The sequence below is a fragment of the Cyclobacterium salsum genome, assembly GCF_010119245.1.
GTDB lineage: Bacteria > Bacteroidota > Bacteroidia > Cytophagales > Cyclobacteriaceae > Cyclobacterium > Cyclobacterium salsum.
Genome location: NZ_WNKG01000006.1, coordinates 375,695 through 391,579 on the forward strand (window position 1 = coordinate 375,695; position 15,885 = coordinate 391,579).

The following is a 15,885-nucleotide window of genomic DNA, read 5'->3' on the forward strand; positions in this document are numbered from 1 at the left end:
CGGGATTTATTTTGTTATCGGTCAAACTGTCACCACCAAATACTATATACCCAATCTCACTTCTTATTAATATTACTTTGTAAGGCATAGGGAGCCAGGTGTTCTCGGTTTTTGCTGTCCAGCGTTTTTTCAAAATAGGACGTAGCCGAATGGTCGTCTATAAACATATGGTCTGCGCCAACGCATTCAATGAGGTTCCATTTGTTCAGCACGTCCCGAATGGGGCCTTTCGTTCCGGTGATACACACATCTATTTTTTCGGCCCGCCAATCTTGTATCCATTCATAAAGCGCATGCGCTCCGGTACTGTCCATGCTGGTGACACTTTCCATGTTGAATATGATCATTTTGGTTTGTTGATTTCTTTCGATAAGCCATTGACCCATTTTGTCTCGAATATATTCAACGTTAGCAAAATAAATGGGGCCATCGATTCGAACAATCAGCAGGTTATGGTTAATCTCCAGGTCAGAAAACCTCCTGATATTCCGATAAATCTTGGTGCCGGGTACGCGGCCTAATTGGGCCATATGAGGCCGGGAGGCTCGGTAAATGACTACCAAAAGGGAAAGCACCATGCCCGCAATAATGCCCGTCTCAATACCCATCGTAAGGGTAATCAGAAAGGTAGCGATTAGCATGGCAAAATCCGTTTTATCTTTTTTCCAGAGGTTGACAGGTTCTTTGAGGTCGATTAGACCTGCTACAGCTACTAACACCACTGCCGCTAAAATGGCACTGGGGAGGTAATAAAATAAACCGGTAAAAAACAACAGTGTCAATAGGATCAGCAAGGCACTGATCACGGAAGCCATGGTCGTTTTTGCGCCCGCCTGGTTGTTCACGGCCGTTCTGGAAAAACCACCGGTAACGGGATATCCCTGGAAGAAGGAAGCACCAAAATTGGCCACTCCCAAAGCCATTAGCTCCTGATTGGCATCCAGCCGGTAATTTTTGTGTTTTGCCTGAATGGTTTTTGCCACGGCAAAACTTTCCGCAAAGCCAACCAGGGAGATGGTGAGTGCTATGGGGAGCAGGGTAGACCAGCCATTGATATCAAAGGAGGGCAAGGAAAAGCCAGGTAAACCACTGGGAACATCTCCCACGATTTTCACACCGCTTTGTGTTAATCCAAATCCCCAAACCAACAGAATCCCTATTACCACTGCGATTAATGGAGCGGGAAGGGACGGATGAATTTTTTTTCCAAACTTGATAATCACAATTCCCAGCATTCCAATACCAAAGGTGAGCCAATGAATGTCTCCTATATTTTGGTAAATAGCCAGTAGCATCTCCTGAATGTGTTCACTGTTGGGAAGGTTAATTTTAAAGAGGTGCTTTATTTGGCTTAGTCCAATGATAATCGCTGCTGCTGAGGTAAAGCCGTTGATAACGGGGTGGGAAAGAAAATTGACAACAAACCCCAGCCTAAGTGCTCCCATGGAAAACTGAACTAATCCCACTAAAAAGGCCAGTGTCAGCGCATACAATAAATATTCGGCCGGAGATGCGGGGCCCAGGCTGCTGATGCCCGCAGCAGTCAACAGGGAGACCATGGCTACAGGTCCTACTGCCAGTTGGCGGGAACTGCCAAAAATAGCGTATAATAGCAGCGGAATGGTAACCGCGTACAAGCCATGAATAGGTTCCAGGCCAGCCAGCATGGCGTAAGCCATGCCTTGCGGGATTAGCATAATTCCAACTGTGATGCCGGCAGATAAATCCCCCTTAAAATACGTTTTATCGTAATGAGGAAGCCATTGCAAAAAGGGTAAATATTTTTTTATTTCCATTGGAGTCTTCTTTTGTATACTTCTATTACTGGAATTGCATTTTTTTGTGCAATAGTATCTAAGAGCTACAAATTTGACTCAAATCCCTTTAAAAATAAGTGATCTTTATCACAAGCAGCAATGCCGTCAGCCAGCTACCAGTTCAATATCCTTTTTCAGATAGCTGCTCAGGGTATCCGAAAACCGCCGGGCTTCCCATAGTTCGAGGGCAATATTTTCTTCTGCAAAAACCTGTATCTGGATTTTGGAGGCTTCCGGAAGGCAATAGACGTTTTGCACCCATTGGTTTTTGGTCTTATCCAGTCCTATCGCAATCCTTAATATACCAGCCAGTAGCTTGACTTGTTTACGGTGTGAAGAGGTTAGTTTTTTAAACTTTTTGTGTTTCTTTTTGGGTCCTTTTTTCCGATGGTATCTTGCTAAATGGCCCAAAAGCAGTACTTCTTCGTTCGTAAAGCCCCGGAGTTGACTGTTGTTGATCAGGTATCGGGAATGTTTGTGGTAATCCTGGAATTTAACATAAAGTCCCACATCAAAAATAAGAGAGGCATGGTAGAGAAGACTCCGTTCCATATCCCCAGCCTGATGCAGGTGTTTGAGCTGGTCAAAGAGCTGTAGGGCCAAACCGGAAATGTGTTTTTTGGCATCCAGCTCCGTTTCATAGCGATTGGCTAGCCAGAAGCAGCTTTTTTCTTTCAGGTTTTTTCCCTGGTTTTCATCGCCAATTTGCAGCCTGTGTTTTTCGATGTATTGCAGGATCATACCTTCCCGAAGGGAAGCATCTGAAATGGTGATTTTATCGGTTTTTGCCAGTTCGAGCAATGCTACCAGCAAAATCGCTCCCAGGTGAATCGCATCTGCCCGATTGGAACTGATGCCTGGAATGGCGGCACGGGCTTCCGGGCTGGCGGTCGATAATTTATCCCGGAGTTTGATCAGGTCATTTAGGTGGATTTCTTCTGCGTTGACACTTTCCGGCGAAGGATTCTGGCTTTTTTCCAGGCAGGCTTCTGCCAGCGATCGGATGGTGCCGGAGGTGCCCACGACTTTATCAAAACCGATTTCCAGCGCTTTTTCCATTATTTTTGAAGCGGCCTGCCGTATGTGAAGGTTCAATGCCTGTTGCTCTTTTTTAGACAAGGGATCCTGATGTCCCACCCTGTCTAGCAAACGGAGCACTCCTAGTTTCATGGAGTTTCCAAAATACACCTGATTTTCATCACCCACGACAGCTTCCGTACTCCCTCCCCCGATATCCAGTACCAGTACTTTTTCTTTTTTGATGGAGACCGCTTTTTTAACGGCCTTAAAGATCAGGCGTGACTCCTCCTTTCCTGAGATCAACCTGGGAGAAATACCGGCCTCGTGGATTAGTCTGTCTAGAAATTCCCTGCCGTTTTTGGCCTCACGGCTGGCACTGGTTGCGTTTACAATGATATCATCCACGCCGTATTGATCAGCCAGTTGCACGTACCTTTTGATGGTTTCCACGCCGGTATCCAGGGCTTCAGGGCTCAGTTCGTTATTTGCAAAAACGCCTGCTCCCAATTTGACCATGCTTTTTTCCTGCATTAAAATATCAAAACGACTTTCGGGTTGCAACTTCACGATGATCATGTGGATGCTGTTGGTGCCAATATCTATTGCTGCCAGATTCATTTTTTCCTGGTTATTTCCAATATTCCTTGTTCATCAGGGCAATGTGGCGAATAGAGATTCCTTGGGGGCACTCTACTTCACAGGCACCGGTATTGCTACAGGCACCAAAGCCTAGCTGGTCCATGGCTTTTACCATGTTTTGGGTCCTTTTTTTGTGCTCTATTTTCCCCTGAGGCAATTGAAACAAGTGGCTGATTTTCGCAGCGGTGAACAGGGCGGCACTTCCATTTTTGCAGGAGGCGACACAAGCACCACATCCAATGCAGGAAGCTGCATCAAAGGCACTTTCCACCTCCTCACTGCTGATGCGGGTTTGATTCGCTTCCGGGGCTTGGCCGGTTGATACCGAAATGTATCCGCCGGAGGCAATGATTTTGTCCAGTGCCTGCCGGTCGATACGAAGGTCTTTTTTAATAGGAAATGCGGATGCGCGGAAAGGCTCTACGTAGATAGTTTGCCCGTCTTTGAAGGAACGCATGTGCAATTGGCAGGTGCTGGTTTGATCCAGGGGTCCGTGCGCTCTTCCGTTAATAAATAGGCAGCATTGCCCGCAGATTCCTTCCCGGCAATCATAATCAAAAGAAACCGGATTTTCTCCTCTGAGAATTAACGTTTCGTTTAATTGATCCAACATTTCCAGAAAGGAAGTGTCTGCTGAGATGTCTTTTACCTCATAATCGACTAATTTCCCCTTGGCGGATGTGCTTTCCTGTCTCCAGATTTTTAATTTAAACTTCATTATTTGTAGCTTCTTTCAGTGGGTTCTGTAAACTCAAAATGTAGCGGTTCTTTGATAAGGACCGGATTTGGATTCCCAGGTTTCCAGCAGGATATAAAGGCATATTCCCGGTCATTTCGTTTTGCTTCCCCATCCGGGGTCTGGAACTCTTCCCTGAAATGGGCCCCACAGGATTCTTGCCTGCTCAATGCATCAATACACATTAATTCTCCAATTTCCAGGTAATCAGCCACCCGTCCGGCTTTTTCCAGTTCCTCGTTGATGCCGTTTTCGTTTGGAGGAATTTTTAAATTCTGGTAAAATTCCTGCCTAAGGCTGCGGATGGCTTCGATTGCGGCCGTAAGGCCCTTTTCGGTCCGGGAAAGCCCGCATTTGTCGTAGAGAATTTTCCCCAGTTCCCGGTGAAAGTGATCCACTGTTTTGCTGCCGTTTATTTGACATAATTCACTGAGTTGCTTTCTCACCTTGTTTTCACTTTCTTCGAAGGCAGGGGTATTCGTTTCCGGTTTTTCACTTTTTACTAGCTGTGCCAGGTAATGGGGCAGGGTTTGTGGTAAAATGTAGTAACCATCCACGCAAGCCTGAAGCAGGGAATTAGCGCCAAGACGATTGGCTCCGTGGTCTGAAAAGTTAGCTTCTCCGATAACATACAAACCGGAAATGCTGGAACTGAGCTCATAGTCTACCCAAAGACCTCCCATGGAAAAATGGGCCGCAGGCGAAATCATCATGGGCTGCTCGTAGGCATTTATACCGGTTATTTTTTCGTACATGCTGAAAAGGTTACCGTATTTTTTTACGATCGTCTCTTTTCCCTGATTGGCAATGGCATCCTTGAAATCCAGGAAAACGGCATTTTTTAACGGCCCCACGCCATGACCGGAATCAATGCGCTCCTTGGCAGCCCTGGATGCAATATCTCGCGGTGCCAGGTTTCCGAAAGAAGGATATCTTCGCTCCAGGTAGTAATCCCGGTCTTCTTCGGGAATATCCAGGGGTTTTCGATCTTCATTTTTAACCCGCGGGGTCCAAATCCTCCCATCGTTTCGGAGGGATTCGGACATGAGCGTGAGCTTGGACTGATGGTTTCCGGATTGAGGCAGGCAGGTTGGATGGATTTGGGTCCAACTAGGGCAGGAAGCCCATGCTCCTTTCTTATGAGCACGCCAAATGGCCGATCCATTGCAACCCATGGCCAGCGTAGACAAATAGTAAATTTTCCCAAAACCGCCGGTGGCCAACACGACTGCATGGGCCGCATGCCGGCTGATCTCCCCCGTATCCAGGTTTCGCACCAAAATTCCTTTGGCTACCCCATTTTCTGTCACCAAATCCAACATCTCGTGCCGACTGTAACAAGTAACCCTGCCCAAATGAACCTGACGCATCATGGCCTGATAGGCACCCAGGAGTAGTTGCTGCCCGGTCTGCCCTCTGGCGTAAAATGTCCGGCTTACCTGCACCCCCCCAAAGGATCGGTTGCTGAGATACCCACTGTATTCCCTGGCAAAGGGCACTCCCTGTGCTACTGCCTGGTCAATGAGCGAGGCAGAGCATTCGGCCAGGCGATAGACATTTGCTTCCCGGGATCGAAAATCTCCGCCTTTCAAGGTGTCATAAAACATCCTGAACACACTGTCGCCGTCGTTTTTGTAATTTTTCATGGCATTTACACCACCCTGGGCTGCTACCGAATGGGCTCTTCTGGGGGAGTCCTGAAAACAAAAAGTAGTTACCTGGTAACCAAGTTCCGCCAGCGAAGCGGCTGCCGAAGCTCCGGAAAGCCCCGTTCCAACTACCAGAATCCGGTAGTTTTTCCGGTTATTGGGGCTTACCAAACGTGCATGGGTTTTGAAATTACTCCATTTATCCTTTAAGTCTCCTTCTGGAATTTTAGGTATTGGGGTCGTCGCGGTGTCTGTGCTGAAATACATGAAAACTTATTTACTGCTGATATATGTTAATAATACTAAATTATATCCATTGTTCCCAATGAAAGTGCCAGGCGAAAGCATTTAGTAACGACCTGGCTACTGTAACTCCTGTCACTGATTAAATGAATTTTCCTTGCTAATTTTACATTGCATAATGAAAGCCAAGTTTTCAAAAAAATAAACTCCTCTTGGCATGTTTGAGTTTATTTAGGCGAAGCTTGGATTCCCGTGGGGCTTTCTGTTTGGTTAAGGGAGTTTTTCCTGCCGCGGAGGGAAAGGTTTTAAACTTGACAAAACAAAACCTTGTTATGAATAGCAGTAAAAATGGAAAAATACATTAAAATAATTGCCGACGCCTACTACGGATATTTCACCTACCTCCTGGATGAAATCATGTATCCTTCCTGGAATAATTATTTCTGGTGGTTGGTAGGTCTTTCCCTGGCAGTGTGGCTGCTGGAGCTGGTTTTTCCCTGGAGAAAAAGTCAACCGGCACTGCGGAAAGATTTCTGGCTGGATGGCTTTTACATGTTTTTCAACTTTTTCCTTTTTTCGTTGATTGCCTACAATGCCATTTCCAATGTGGCCGTGGAGGCTTTCAACGATTTTCTTGGCCTATTTGGGATTACCAACCTGGTAGCTATTGAGGTCAGCTCCTGGCCGAGGTGGGCACAATTTGGCTTGTTATTCATCCTGGCTGATTTCATTCAATGGAACGTTCACCGCATGTTGCATCGGGTTCCAGCACTTTGGGAATTTCACAAAGTGCATCACTCCGTAGAGCAAATGGGATTTGCAGCCCACCTGAGGTTTCACTGGATGGAAACCATTCTCTATAAAAGTGCCCAATACATTCCGCTGGCCATGATTGGGTTTGGTTTGACAGACTTCTTCTTAGTGCATATTTTCACCACGGCCATTGGCCATCTTAATCATGCCAACCTCCGAGTAACCTACGGGCCGTTGAAATACCTGCTAAATAACCCCATCATGCACATCTGGCATCATGCCAAAACCCTTCCAAAAGGGTCTTATGGGGTGAATTACGGACTGACCTTAAGCATCTGGGATTATTTATTTGGCACCGCATACATCCCTCACGAGGGAAGGGATATCCCCTTAGGCTTTGATGGTATGGAAAAATTCCCAAAAACATTTTGGGAACAAATTACCTATCCCTATAAGAAAAAAAGGTGATTTTTGGGCTATCTTTCAGCCTGTCTAACCTTATGTTCGGATGAAATACCTATTGATTAGTAGCACACTACTTTTTCTTATCCTATTTTTCTTATCCTAGGCGACCTAAAAGCTCAGATTGGGGCAGAAGCTCCGGAAAAGCCGGGATATCGACTCGTTTGGGCAGATGATTTTACAGGAGAAAGCGTACCGGATCACCGCTTTTGGTCGTTTGAACATGGTTTTGAACGAAATGAGGAGCTACAGTGGTACCAACCTGATAATGCTCGTTTGGAAAAGGGTTTATTGCTTATTGAGGGAAGAAGGGAGCGGGTAAGAAATCCCGGTTTTGAAGAAGGAAGTCGGGACTGGAAAAAGAACCGGCCTTTTGCGCAATACACCTCTTCCAGTATTCATACCCGGGGAAAGTTTTCCTTTCAGTATGGACTTATGGAAGTAAGGGCGAAAATTGATACCGCCTCCGGGCTTTGGCCAGCTATCTGGACCCTGGGCGTGGAAGGACCCTGGCCGGCAAACGGAGAAATCGATGTGATGGAATATTACCTGGCAGATGGAGAGCCCACGATCCTGGCCAATGCAGCCTGGGCCCATCCGGAAAAGCGGGCTGCCTGGGATGAAGCTAAAATTCCACTATCCGACCTTTTAAAACAAGATCCGGAATGGCCTGATAAATTTCATATCTGGAGGTTGGACTGGACGGCCGAATACCTGAAAATTTACCTGGATGACGCGTTGATCAATGAGGTCGATGTTTCGGCCGCGGTAAATCCGGATGGAACGAACCCTTTTCACCAGCCCCATTACTTATTGTTAAACCTAGCCATAGGTAGTAATGGGGGGAATCCGGATTCCACGGTCTTTCCAGTTACCTATCAGGTGGATTACGTGAGGGTATATCAGAAAGAATAAACCGGATTTCAGGTTATATAAATGTTCAGGCAAGATGACCTTTGAGAGTATTTTTACAGCAGCTGTCATTTTGCCAGTTTCACCTTCTTATGGCCTGAGGTGATTTTTTTGGTAGTGGCTTAATAACAAATCGCCCCCAAAGTCATTTTGAAGATCCCGAATGACGGTATGTACATGATTGGCATCATTCTGAATGTTATCGTATTCGATCAGCAAATCCGCTCCCTGAATGCGGTAGTAATGAGGTTCTCCTACCGCATTGATTTCGCTCCCTGCCCAGGCAAATGTGAAACCCTCCCAGCCTTGCTCTTGGATCCGGTCCTGTAACAGTCCTTGGTAAGCGGGTGTAAATCTGGAAAGGTAAAGCGTCACCAGTTCCTGAAATAGTTGCTGCTGATCTGAGTTTAGTGCGGAATACGCGATGCCCAAAGGCTGCAAAAGAGAGGCCCGGCGATCGTTGGATGTGAGGATATCATAAGGGACTTTTTCCGAAAAAATGGCGGTGCTTTTTTGCGTTTCATTCAGGGCATGTACCATGGCAAATCCCATATGGGTTTCGTTTGCCAAGACCTGCCGATTCTTTTCCGGGCCAGAGAGCACCAACGCCGGATTGGAGCCCATAAAGGAAGGTGTCGAAGAGATGATGGTATGCCTGTCAGAGGAAAAATTAAGCGAAAGATGATGCCCTTCCAGGCGCCAGCCCCATTCCTTTGCACCTGCAGGATCTCCAAAAACGCTGAAATGGTAATTTAACGGATCCCGGTAGGCGTCATTGGGAGGCCGGTTTTCTACCTCCCGAAGTATATTTTCAAGCGCAAAAATGGCCTCTGTTCTTTCTATTCCCGGTTCACCCAGGGATGCCCGCATCAGCGTCAGTGCTGCTGCTTTCTGTTGCTCATTAAAATCGTGAAAAGTAGGCCCCTTTCGTTCTCTGGGGACAAAATGCCAATTGAATCGTTCGGTATGGTCAAAGGGAAAACAGGCTTGCTTTTTGAGATCGGCATCCAGGCTTTCGATAAATTGCTTGGCTAAAGGGGCCAGATTCTGCGAAGAACTTTGCAAGACGGAACCCAAGAGGGCAAACAGAAAAAGGGAGATTTTTAATAGGTTATTCATCAGGGTTGGGTTAACGAATGGTAAGAGTAGAGGATTATTTCCAATCAGTTGCTGGTATTCCAGTAAATTTTAAGGTTACGGGTAGCTCTCCCGGAGGCAATGATGTCCGGTTTTCCATCCCCATTGAGGTCGGCTACTTTCAGATCTTCACAAGCCATGCCGTTTTTATCCACCCAGTGTTCTCGCCAGGAATTATCAGCTAAAGCGTAAAAGAGCTTTATGCCCATTTCCCCTGAATCGTTGGGTTCCCTCCACCCGATGACAATCTGGTCTTTTCCCTGCTCCAATAAATCGCCGGTGGCCAGGCCGTGTCCCTGATTCATCTCAGCGGTCAGCACCTGCCGATTCAGGTTTTCTCTGGAGAAAGTATTTCCCTTCGGAAGGTAGGCAGTGAGCGTTGGCCCGTGAAAGGGTTCAACCCCTGTCAGGAACCGATCTCCCGAAGCCGTTTTTCCCACTCGGATTTCTCCGAAACCATGATCATTGACCAACCAGGCACCGTTGGGATGAATTTCCCATTGATCGTTAGAAAAATAAAATGCTTTGACTCCTTCTTTACCTCCGATGTATAAGGATTCTGCCTGATTTTCATGGGGTACAATCTCGAGGTTATGGGTGATGTGCATGGATTGATCAATTACCCAATGGCTCCAGTCCCTTCCTTTCGTATCTTGCATTTCGTAGCCGATTACCTTTACTCCTGCGCCTTCACCCCCGGAGTTTCCACGACCATGAAGGGGCAGCATGATCAAGTGGAACAGGCCGTCTTTTGCCTTTATCCAGCGCATCCGGTGTACCGTTGGTTCATGGGGAAGTTTCACTGGCTCCCACTTTTGGGTAGGATCTTCAGGGCGGATCAGGTAGTGCACCGATCCGGATTGGCTCTCATCGCTGGTTTCGCCGGGGTTCCATTGGGCACCCACAGCCACCTCCACCTGCCCGTCTCCATTGATGTCTCTGGCCGCAATGCACACGTTATCCCGTTGGGTTAGGTTGTCTACCATGACGAACCGCTTCCAGTCTCCGTTTCTATACCAGACGAATTGCTTTTTATCCGCCAATAAAATATCCGGTTTGCCATCTCCATCTACATCCCCGATGGCCAGGCCATAGCCTATTTCGACTTGTTCGTCCAGTACCTGGGGTTCAAAGGAGGGATTTGGATCGTTATTGAAAGCACTTATTACTGCCAGGGTGAAGAGCCAATGTATCATGCTGTTTGGTTTGGGTTTATGTTTGAATAAATTTAACCAAAAAATTGATAAATGGCTACCTGTTTGATGGTAAGAAGATTAAATTACTGGCTGACCGGATTTCTGATACAATTTTATTGCCTCAGGAATATCCACTTTCCCGCCAAGAATTTCAAAGATTTGGCGGCCGTCGATGGCAGGGTCCAGCATGTGTACCAAAACCGCAGCCACATCCTCTCTGGAAATCTCTCCATTTTCATTGAAAACGGAGGAGACCTTTATTTTTCCGGTGTAGGGCCCGTTCGTTAGTTTTCCCGGGCGAACGATGGCAAAGGGCAGGGAAGAAGATTTCAAATATTCGTCCGCTTCTTTTTTTGCCAGCAAGTAGTGCTGCATGGACTCATCGGCTTTTTCGGCATTTTCAGCCCCTCTGGAGCTTAACATTACGAATTTTTTTACCTGCTGCTGAGTTGCCAGGTCTACGCTTTTGATCGCACCGATTTTGTCCACCAACTGGGTTTTATCTTTCCCGGTTTTCGATCCGGAACCGGCAGCAAAAATAACCCTGTCAATACCTTTAAACGCTTCACTAAAATCCTTTTCCAAATCTCCCAAAACGGTTTGTACCCCTATTTTTTCAAAATAGTCTTGTTGGGAGCTATCCCGTATCATCGCGACCGGAGAATAGCTGGGGTGAGAGACCAACCTTTTTGCTATCAAGCGTCCCGTCGAGCCATTGGCTCCAATAATCAATACTTTTTCCATATCTTCAGTAGTTATTTGTTTTCCAAATTTTGACCAAAAATTGTTCCAAGTATGGCCGAGCTTCAAATCTCCGGGTGATTTTCCTGTCCCATCCTTCAGAAATCAGGATGGGTAAAGTTTATTCAAAATCCCATGTATGATTTCGCGCATGGCCGGTTCTGCTTTGGCTGCAGCGCGTAACACATCCTCTAACTTAATTTTTTTAATATTTCCAGGGGTTCCCAGGTCGGTTATTGCTGTCAGGGCAAAAACCCTCATGCCGGAATGAACGGCTACCTGCACTTCCGGAACGGTACTCATACCCACCGCATCAGCCCCAATGATCCGAAGGTAGCGGTATTCTGCAGGGGTTTCCAGATTGGGTCCCTGTACACCGACATACACCCCTTGGTGAATAGGAATGGCTTTTTCCCTGGCAATTTCTAACGCCCATTCGATAAACGTTGGAAAGTAGGCCTGACTCATATCCGGAAACCTGTCACCGAATTGCCCCAGGTTGGGCCCCCTAAGGGGATTTTCAGGGAATAAATCAATATGATCCCGAATGAGCAGGATATCCCCCACTTTTTGGATGGGATCCAATCCCCCGGAAGCATTGGAAATAAGAAGATTGAGAATGCCCAGTTCTCGTAAGATGCGAATGGGAAATGTAACTTCTTTCATGGAATACCCCTCGTAATAATGGAACCTGCCTTTCATCGCAAGGATGGTTTTGGTGCCCCATTTACCGACAATTAATTTCCCATGGTGAGAGGTGACGGTAGAAACCGGAAAATAGGGGATATCCTCATAAGGGATTTCGGTTATTATTTCGATATCATTGGCCAGGCTTCCCAGACCGGTCCCAATAATGATAGCGGTTTCAGGTTTGTCGTTTAGAAAAGCGGAAAGGTAGTTCACCGCATGGGTGATTTTTTCGAGATAGGTGATTTCTGGTTCTTTACGCATGATGGATGGAACAAGCAATTAATGACTGAAGGAAACGCAAACCGGTTACCAACCAAATATAATAATTCGGAAACTTTATGGGGTCCTCGTTTGTATTTATGTAACTTAAATCAAGACTATATGATCAAAATTATAGTAAGCACCAACAGGAAGAACGCTGTTTCGGCGAAAATGGCCGAGTTATACCAGGACATACTGAATCAGAATGGTGCGGAGAGCGAAATTATTAACCTAACCGAATTACCAGACGATTTTGTGTTTACCGCGCTTTATGAGAACAATGGCAAAAACAAAGCGTACAACACCATTCATAACCGAGTTAAAAGCGGGCAGAAATATGTTTTCATTGTTCCGGAATACAACGGTTCCTTTCCTGGGATTTTGAAGTCTTTTATAGACGGGATGACCTATCCAAATAGCTTCAGATCTAAGAAATGCGCCTTGGTAGGAATTTCCTCAGGTATCGGAGGTGGCAGCATTGGGCTAAGCCACCTGACCGATATTTTCAATTACCTGGGAATGCATGTGCTGGCTAATAAAATCAAATTGGCCAAAATTGAAGAAAACATGACCGAAGGTCAGCTCTCAAATAAATTATACATCAGCCTGCTACAAGAGCAGGCCCGATTGCTGATTGATTTTTAACCTTAATCAACGTTGTCGTGTAAGAAACGATTGTTGCTAATGATCTCGTTGTCGTCATTAAGGTTAAACTTGGAAAGACTTCTTTCGGAGCTATGCTGTACCTCGTGAAGTTTGATGTTCTTCCTTTGGTAGGCAGGGACTTCCAGTTTTTCCTTAAACTCTTCCGGAGTCTGGTTGATCGAACGCATTTGACGTAACTTTTCAAACCGGTCATGGGCCCTTTTCAAAGCCTTTTCCTTGATTTGCTCAAAATAGTCGTTTTGATAGATATTGGTTTCCTCTTTTTCGTTAGCCCTTTCATTGGTTCCCGCTTTTTCGGGAGTATCAAATAAGGTCAATACCTTTTTTTGTTGCGGAGCAGGTTCACGGGAAACATATTCAAATTCTTCAGCCTCATCTTCCCGTTCTTTATTTGCGGGCTTTGATTGGGCTGAGTTCTGTGAATTGGATTCATTGGTTGGGTTCCGCTGTTCGGTGGCATCTTCTTCCGGCGCGGGCTGTGGGGGTTGTTTGACGGTGAAATTCACCTTTTGCCCTGCACTTGCCTCCTCGTCTACTTTCGACGTTTTGCCGGATTCTAAATGGATCACTTTTTTGGACAGGTCCTCTTCCTTTTTCTTTTGCTGCATGAAATTTTTATCAGCTAAAGAATCGGTTTCGAATCCAGTGGCAATTACCGTTACTCGAATGGCTTTTTTCAGATCCGGATCGATACCCTGGCCGAAAATAACATCCGCCATGTCTCCGGCCCGGTCCTGAATGTATTCGGTGATTTCCACCAACTCATCCATGGAAAGTTCTTCGTCTTCACCGGACATAATGGAAAGGAGGATTTTTTCGGCTCCTTTGATATCCACATTGTTGAGCAAAGGAGAAGAGATGGCTTTCTCTGCGGCTTTGATGGCACGGTCTTCCCCTTCCTCCATGGCAGAACCCATTACGGCGGCACCGGCATCTTTCATGACGGTTTTGACATCTTCAAAATCGACGTTTACGTCCTGGGTTTCGGTGATGATTTCTGCGATAGACTTGGCAGCCGTACTCAGGATATTATCGGCTTTGCCAAAAGCCTGACGGATGGGTAGGTTGCCGTAAATCTCCCGGAGCTTATCGTTGAGAATGACCAGTACGGTGTCGCAATTTTCCCGAAGGGCTTCGATCCCAGCTTGTGCCGAAAAGGTTTTTTTCCTTCCCTCAAATACAAAAGGAGCGGTGACGATGCCCACCGTAAGGATATCCATGTCCTTAGCGATTTTTGCAATTACAGGAGCCGCACCCGTACCGGTACCTCCGCCCATCCCGGCGGTGATGAAGACCATTTTGGTGTTGTCTTCCAGTAATTTACGAATCTCTTCTTTGCTTTCCAGAGCCGCATTCTTCCCCTTTTCGGGGTTGGCACCGGCTCCCAGCCCCTCTGTGAGGTGGGCACCGATTTGTAATTTTAGCGGCACGGGACTGCTTTTGAGGGCCTGGGAATCCGTATTGACGACAACGAATTCCACATCTTTTATGCCTTGGTTGAACATGTGGTTTACGGCGTTGGAACCACCTCCTCCTACACCAATGACCTTGATGATCGATCGGTGATTTTTTTGAATATCAAATGAATAGTCTTTCATGATGTATGCTTTTTCCGCCTTGGGCGAGTGTTTGCGCTATGGTTAATTAATAATGTTCGTTTTCATCGCTGATATCATCCGTGATGAAGTTTTTTAATTTTTTGGTAATGGAACCAAAGATATCCCTTCCCATTTGGTCCGATCGGTAGCCTTTTCTGGCTGGCATGTTGCCGCTGGTTTCCTTCAGTCGGTAAGTATCCTCCCGGTCATCCAGGGCTTTGAAGCCCGCCAATACCAAGCCTACTGTGGTGGCATACATGGGGCTTTTTACGTCCTCTATTTTGGATTTGCCCAAATGTTCATTGGGATAGCCTATCCGTGTATCCAGCCCGGTCAGGTATTCAAATAAAGGACCAACGCCGTGCAGTAGGGATCCGCCACCGGTCAGGACGATTCCCCCAGCCAGTTTTTTGTACACCCCGCTGGTGGCAATCTCAGATTGTACCATTTCAACGATCTCTTCCATACGGGCTTGAATAATGGAAGCCAGGTTTTTAACGGAAATCTCCTTTGGCGGCCGGTTTCGCAAGCCAGGAATGGATACAATCTCATTGGGATTGGCTTCTTCAGCGATCGCTTTTCCGAATTTGGTTTTCAACAGTTCTGCCTGATGTTGCATGACCATGCAGCCCTCCTTGATATCGGCCGTGATGATGTTTCCACCAAAGGGAATGACTGCCGTATGCCGGATGATATTTTCGTAAAAGATGGCCACATCGGTGGTACCGCCTCCGATATCTACCAGGCATACGCCGGCCTCTTTGTCTAAATCACTGAGCACGGAAAGGGAACTGGCCAAAGGCTCCAGGATCAGGGCTTTGGATAGAAGGCTGGCCCGTTTGACACAGCGATCGATGTTGTTTATCGCTGCTGATTGGGCAGTGATGATGTGAAAATCGGCTTCCAGCCTGGCGCCCGACATTCCTACCGGATCGCGGATTCCTTCTTCGTAGTCTACGGTATAGTCCTGAGGCATTACGTGAATGATGCTGTTTCCGGGAGGAACGACGATGTTTTCCATATCGTTGGCAAGCCGACGGACATCCTCTACGGTGATTTCATCATCTTTGGGATTTCGGATGATGACTCCATGGTGAATTGCGCTTCTGATATGTTGTCCCGCGATGCCCACAATCACCTCTCCAATGTCAACATTCGACATTTCGGAGGCTTCATTGACCGCTTTGGTGATGGCATTGACGGTTTTGTCGATATTCGTGACGATGCCTCGAATCACGCCATCGGATACCGCCTTTCCCATTCCCAAAACCTCCAGTTTCCCATATTCGTTTTTGCGTCCGATAATCGCGCAGATTTTCGTCGTACCTATATCCAGTCCTACAATGAGTTTTTCGTTTTCCATAG

At 46.6% G+C, this 15,885-nt stretch carries 13 protein-coding genes; 3 read left to right on the forward strand and 10 right to left on the reverse strand.

What is annotated here, in order from left to right:
* Positions 1 to 56: 56 nt before the first annotated feature.
* From GJS45_RS12910 to GJS45_RS12925, 4 genes are all read right to left on the reverse strand, one after another.
* Positions 57 to 1,796, reverse strand: coding sequence for a SulP family inorganic anion transporter (locus GJS45_RS12910; RefSeq protein ID WP_162342255.1), 1,740 nt, complete (start codon positions 1,794 to 1,796; stop codon positions 57 to 59).
* Between the two features lie 126 nt (positions 1,797 to 1,922).
* On the reverse strand, positions 1,923 to 3,455 hold the full coding sequence (locus GJS45_RS12915) for a Ppx/GppA phosphatase family protein (RefSeq protein ID WP_162342256.1): 1,533 nt from the start codon (positions 3,453 to 3,455) through the stop codon (positions 1,923 to 1,925).
* 10 nt (positions 3,456 to 3,465) lie between these two features.
* Positions 3,466 to 4,194 (reverse strand): succinate dehydrogenase/fumarate reductase iron-sulfur subunit, encoded by a 729-nt coding sequence (locus GJS45_RS12920; protein ID WP_162342257.1) that lies wholly within the window; start codon positions 4,192 to 4,194, stop codon positions 3,466 to 3,468.
* Complete coding sequence (locus tag GJS45_RS12925; RefSeq protein ID WP_162342258.1) at positions 4,194 to 6,128, reverse strand: fumarate reductase/succinate dehydrogenase flavoprotein subunit; 1,935 nt, start codon at positions 6,126 to 6,128, stop codon at positions 4,194 to 4,196. Before GJS45_RS12925 ends, GJS45_RS12920 begins: the two co-directional genes overlap by 1 nt.
* Positions 6,129 to 6,452: 324 nt before the next feature.
* Here GJS45_RS12925 and GJS45_RS12930 point away from each other — a divergent pair, with 324 nt between their 5' ends.
* Both GJS45_RS12930 and GJS45_RS12935 read left to right on the forward strand, forming a co-directional pair.
* Positions 6,453 to 7,325 (forward strand): sterol desaturase family protein, encoded by an 873-nt coding sequence (locus tag GJS45_RS12930; protein WP_162342259.1) that lies wholly within the window; start codon positions 6,453 to 6,455, stop codon positions 7,323 to 7,325.
* 270 nt (positions 7,326 to 7,595) lie between these two features.
* Positions 7,596 to 8,234 (forward strand): glycoside hydrolase family 16 protein, encoded by a 639-nt coding sequence (locus tag GJS45_RS12935; RefSeq protein WP_235954741.1) that lies wholly within the window; start codon positions 7,596 to 7,598, stop codon positions 8,232 to 8,234.
* Between the two features lie 87 nt (positions 8,235 to 8,321).
* On the opposite strand, the gene GJS45_RS12940 is transcribed toward GJS45_RS12935, so the two are convergent.
* The 4 genes from GJS45_RS12940 to GJS45_RS12955 form a co-directional block, all read right to left on the reverse strand.
* On the reverse strand, positions 8,322 to 9,350 hold the full coding sequence (locus GJS45_RS12940) for a DUF3500 domain-containing protein (RefSeq protein ID WP_162342260.1): 1,029 nt from the start codon (positions 9,348 to 9,350) through the stop codon (positions 8,322 to 8,324).
* Between the two features lie 44 nt (positions 9,351 to 9,394).
* Entirely contained in the window at positions 9,395 to 10,564 is a 1,170-nt protein-coding gene (locus GJS45_RS12945) for an FG-GAP repeat domain-containing protein (protein WP_162342261.1), read from the reverse strand.
* A gap of 78 nt (positions 10,565 to 10,642) precedes the next feature.
* Positions 10,643 to 11,308, reverse strand: a complete 666-nt coding sequence (locus GJS45_RS12950; protein ID WP_162342262.1) for an SDR family oxidoreductase — start codon at positions 11,306 to 11,308, stop codon at positions 10,643 to 10,645.
* Between the two features lie 102 nt (positions 11,309 to 11,410).
* A complete protein-coding gene (locus GJS45_RS12955; RefSeq protein WP_162342263.1) occupies positions 11,411 to 12,256 on the reverse strand; it encodes a purine-nucleoside phosphorylase in 846 nt (281 codons plus the stop codon).
* A 120-nt stretch (positions 12,257 to 12,376) separates the two neighbouring features.
* Here GJS45_RS12955 and GJS45_RS12960 point away from each other — a divergent pair, with 120 nt between their 5' ends.
* Positions 12,377 to 12,901: an NADPH-dependent FMN reductase gene (locus GJS45_RS12960; RefSeq protein WP_162342264.1), complete on the forward strand. Its 525-nt coding sequence runs from the start codon at positions 12,377 to 12,379 to the stop codon at positions 12,899 to 12,901.
* A 2-nt stretch (positions 12,902 to 12,903) separates the two neighbouring features.
* On the opposite strand, the gene ftsZ is transcribed toward GJS45_RS12960, so the two are convergent.
* Positions 12,904 to 14,520 carry a cell division protein FtsZ gene (ftsZ, locus tag GJS45_RS12965; RefSeq protein ID WP_162342265.1) on the reverse strand — a complete coding sequence of 539 codons (1,617 nt, stop codon included), beginning with the start codon at positions 14,518 to 14,520 and terminating at the stop codon, positions 12,904 to 12,906.
* 46 nt (positions 14,521 to 14,566) lie between these two features.
* Entirely contained in the window at positions 14,567 to 15,883 is a 1,317-nt protein-coding gene (gene ftsA / locus GJS45_RS12970; RefSeq protein WP_162342266.1) for a cell division protein FtsA, read from the reverse strand.
* Positions 15,884 to 15,885 lie beyond the last annotated feature (2 nt).

What these genes read in the sequence shown, in the direction of transcription:
- ftsA (WP_162342266.1), bottom strand. Translation starts at nt 15,883, where the DNA reads ATGGAAAACGAAAAACTCATTGTAGGACTGGATATAGGTACGACGAAA.
- GJS45_RS12940 (WP_162342260.1), bottom strand. Translation starts at nt 9,350, where the DNA reads ATGAATAACCTATTAAAAATCTCCCTTTTTCTGTTTGCCCTCTTGGGT.
- GJS45_RS12955 (WP_162342263.1), bottom strand. Translation starts at nt 12,256, where the DNA reads ATGCGTAAAGAACCAGAAATCACCTATCTCGAAAAAATCACCCATGCG.
- GJS45_RS12910 (WP_162342255.1), bottom strand. Translation starts at nt 1,796, where the DNA reads ATGGAAATAAAAAAATATTTACCCTTTTTGCAATGGCTTCCTCATTAC.
- GJS45_RS12915 (WP_162342256.1), bottom strand. Translation starts at nt 3,455, where the DNA reads ATGAATCTGGCAGCAATAGATATTGGCACCAACAGCATCCACATGATC.
- GJS45_RS12930 (WP_162342259.1), top strand. Translation starts at nt 6,453, where the DNA reads ATGGAAAAATACATTAAAATAATTGCCGACGCCTACTACGGATATTTC.
- GJS45_RS12960 (WP_162342264.1), top strand. Translation starts at nt 12,377, where the DNA reads ATGATCAAAATTATAGTAAGCACCAACAGGAAGAACGCTGTTTCGGCG.
- GJS45_RS12925 (WP_162342258.1), bottom strand. Translation starts at nt 6,128, where the DNA reads ATGTATTTCAGCACAGACACCGCGACGACCCCAATACCTAAAATTCCA.
- GJS45_RS12950 (WP_162342262.1), bottom strand. Translation starts at nt 11,308, where the DNA reads ATGGAAAAAGTATTGATTATTGGAGCCAATGGCTCGACGGGACGCTTG.
- GJS45_RS12920 (WP_162342257.1), bottom strand. Translation starts at nt 4,194, where the DNA reads ATGAAGTTTAAATTAAAAATCTGGAGACAGGAAAGCACATCCGCCAAG.
- GJS45_RS12945 (WP_162342261.1), bottom strand. Translation starts at nt 10,564, where the DNA reads ATGATACATTGGCTCTTCACCCTGGCAGTAATAAGTGCTTTCAATAAC.
- ftsZ (WP_162342265.1), bottom strand. Translation starts at nt 14,520, where the DNA reads ATGAAAGACTATTCATTTGATATTCAAAAAAATCACCGATCGATCATC.